The following is a 3,219-nucleotide window of genomic DNA, read 5'->3' on the forward strand; positions in this document are numbered from 1 at the left end:
TCACCGACGATGCCGTAATCCGCTATTTTAAAGATATCGGCTTCGGGGTCTTTATTGATGGCGACGATCACCTTGCTGTTTGACATGCCGGCCAAATGCTGGATGGCGCCGGAAATGCCGCATGCAATGTACAAATCCGGAGTAACGACTTTCCCGGTCTGCCCGATTTGGAGAGCATAATCGCAATAATCAGCGTCACATGCCCCGCGAGAAGCCCCGACTGCGGCCCCTAGCACCTCTGCAAGCTCCTGCAGCGGCTGAAATCCTTCCTTGCTTTTGACTCCTCGGCCGCCCGCAACGATAATTTTCGCTTCGGAGAGATCAACACCGTCCGCCGTTTTTTTCACGACCTCTTGGATAACAGTGCGGAGGTCAGTAAGAGAAACATCAATGCTTTCGATGCTCCCCGATCTGCTGGTGTCTTTTTCTGAAGCTTGAATGTTATTGGGGCGAATTGTTGCAAAGATCATCGGATCGGTTGAAATGACGCGTTCAAAAGCTTTCCCCGAGTAAATCGGCCGTGTGAACACAACATTCCCTCCGGTAACGCTTACATCTATAGCATCAGAAATTAAGCCTGTTTGCAGCCGGGCAGCAAGCTTCGGTGAAAGATCCTTGCCCATTGCCGTATGCCCGAAGATGACTGAATCAGGATTTTCTTGCTCGATAACACCTCTCATGATCTGGCTGTACCCGTCTGCCGTGTATGTTTTCAGCTTCGGGGCCTCAGCGGTAAGAACTTTATCTGCTCCGTAATGAATAAGCTCTTGTGCAATGCTTTGTACATTTTCACCGATGAGAACACCGATGACTTCCCCGTCTCCTGAAATGGTTCTTCCTGCAGCTATTGCTTCAAAGGTGACATTCCGCAATTCCCCTTCGCGTATTTCTCCAAGTACGATCACTTTTTTTCCCATTCTAACATCCCCCTGTTTCTTTGAATGTCCAAGCTTTAAATGACTTTAGCTTCGCTGCGGAGCAATGAGACAAGCTCTTTTGCCTGTTCGGCAGGCTCACCTTGGAGAAGCTTCCCGGCTTCTTTTTTCGGCGGCAGAAAACGTTCAATGGTTTTCAGCTTTGGTTCAGCATCCTCTTCGTCCAGGTCAAGATCATCAAGTTCAAGCTCTTCAAGCGGCTTTTTCTTAGCCTTCATAATTCCCGGAAGCGATGGATAGCGCGGCTCGTTTAAGCCCTGCTGAGCTGTGACAAGCAATGGGAGCGTCGTTTTGATTTTTTCAACATCCCCTTCGACGTCCCTTTCTGCTTCTGCATCAGTGCCGTTGATTTCGAGTTTGGTGATCGTAGTGATACACGGAATGTCCAGTAGCTCGGCAAGCCGAGGCGCCACTTGTCCTGATCCTCCGTCAATGGCAACATTTCCGCCGAGAATCAAATCAAACTCCTGATCTTTCATATAGTGGTATAAAACTTGAGAAATGGAATATTGGTCGGGTTCTTCAAGATCATCTTCTATGTTGATTAAAACAGCTTGGTCACAACCCATGGCAAGCGCCGTACGCAATTCTTTCTCCGCTTCTTCACCGCCGACCGTGACGGCGGTGATCGTGCCGCTATGCTTTTCCTTCAGCTGGATGGCTTCTTCTATCGCGTACTCATCATATGGATTAATGATCCATTCCGCTCCGTCATCCTGAATCTTTCCTGTTTCAATGACGATTTTTTCTTCTGTGTCAAACGTCCGTTTCATCAGTACAAATAGATTCATGATCATATCCCCTTTTATTCGCCTTTGAACTGAGGCTTTCTTTTTTCGAGAAATGCCTGGATGCCTTCCTTGGCGTCCTCTGACTCAAATGCTTCCCCAAATCGCTTTGCTTCAAGCTTTAAGCTGCCTTCATAGGAATACACCTTGTTGGAATAAAGAAGCTCAAGCAAAGATGCCAGCGTTTGCGGGCTTTTCTCTGCAAACTTAGCGGCAAGTGCTTTTGCTTTTTCAATCACTTCTGCCTCATCTTTCGCTCCAATTGAGACAAGTCCGAGATCAAGCGCTTCTTTTCCGGATATTGGTTCTCCTGATCCGATGAGCTCTAATGCTTTGGCTGTACCGACATATCTCGGAAGGCGCTGTGTCCCCGCAAAACCCGGAATGATACCGAGATTAAGCTCCGGGAGCCCCAGCTTAGCATCTTCTGCCGCGATTCTGATGTGACAGGCCATCGCAAGCTCCAGCCCGCCTCCGAGAGCAGCGCCGTGAATCGCTGCGATAATCGGTTTTGGAAAGCTTTCGATTCTCTCCATTAACTGCTGGCCGCGCTCAGCGAGCAATGAGGAATCCTCATTGCCTTTAAACGATGTAAATTCTTTAATATCAGCGCCGGCTGAGAAAAATCTTCCCTCGCCGTGAATGATAATGCTTCGTACGCCTGCATCTGTCTCACATTGATCAAGACAGGAAGACAGCTCTTCTAATATCCGGCTGGAAAGCGCATTTGCCGGCGGATTGTGAATCGTCAAAACTGCCACAAATTGATCAACTGCCAGTGATATTGCATTCATAGGACAGAACTCCTTTACTTATTATGAATTCCGGACACCAATAATTCTAAAACGCTGTCTGAAAGCGCAGCAAGATCGTACTTTTGGTCATTCATCACCCAAGTTGTCACGGTTTCGTCAATCGTTCCAAAAATCATCTGCCGGGCGAGGCGGACGTCGAGGCCTTCTTTTAATTCGCCTGATTGTATGCCTTCCGTCAAAATGCCATCCAAAATATTTAAGTAGCCTTTTAATATTTCGTTGATTTTTTGGCGCAGCTCCAAGTTGGATTGGCGGAGCTCAAGCTGCGTGACAATCGCGAGATTATGGTCACCCGCTAAAAGGGAAAAATGCTTTGAAATCACAAGCGCCAATTTCTCTTTCGCTGTTGCTTTTTCTTTAATGTCCTCTTCCATCCGTTCAATAAATTGACCCATTTTTTCTTTGAAAAGAGAAATTAAAATATCTTCTTTGTTTTTAAAATAGAGATAGATGGTGCCGTCCGCTACCCCGGCTTGTTTGGCAATTTTGGATACTTGTGACTGGTGGTAGCCGTTTTCTGCAATGACTTCTACTGCTGCATCAATAATCTGCATATACTTTGGCCGTTTTTGCTTCAATGTTCATCGTTCCTTCTGGTAGAAATGAATGACTATTCCTTCATAATTTCATGATAAGAAGGATTTTCAGGTTTGTCCAGTTTATTCATGTTCGTTTTCTTTT

At 46.5% G+C, this 3,219-nt stretch carries 4 protein-coding genes; all 4 read right to left on the minus strand.

The genetic code is table 11. The features are described from left to right. A partial coding sequence (etfA, locus tag RAC86_RS37160; protein WP_377886809.1) for an electron transfer flavoprotein subunit alpha occupies positions 1-917 on the minus strand: 917 nt, incomplete at its 3' end. A 35-nt stretch (positions 918-952) separates the two neighbouring features. After that, positions 953-1,726: an electron transfer flavoprotein subunit beta gene (gene etfB, locus RAC86_RS37165; RefSeq protein WP_038429421.1), complete on the minus strand. Its 774-nt coding sequence runs from the start codon at positions 1,724-1,726 to the stop codon at positions 953-955. Positions 1,727-1,740: 14 nt separating this feature from the next. After that, entirely contained in the window at positions 1,741-2,517 is a 777-nt protein-coding gene (locus RAC86_RS37170) for an enoyl-CoA hydratase (protein ID WP_038429422.1), read from the minus strand. 14 nt (positions 2,518-2,531) lie between these two features. Beyond that, the gene (gene fadR / locus RAC86_RS37175) at positions 2,532-3,116 is read right to left on the minus strand and encodes a fatty acid metabolism transcriptional regulator FadR (protein ID WP_014477593.1); all 585 of its coding nucleotides are present in this window, start codon (positions 3,114-3,116) and stop codon (positions 2,532-2,534) included. Positions 3,117-3,219 lie beyond the last annotated feature (103 nt).

Source organism: Bacillus sp. LR_5, from assembly GCF_042709275.1.

Bases quoted from the DNA above. Each gene is read 5' to 3' on its own strand.
- RAC86_RS37170 (WP_038429422.1), bottom strand. From the start codon at position 2,517: ATGAATGCAATATCACTGGCAGTTGATCAATTTGTGGCAGTTTTGACG.
- etfB (WP_038429421.1), bottom strand. From the start codon at position 1,726: ATGAATCTATTTGTACTGATGAAACGGACGTTTGACACAGAAGAAAAA.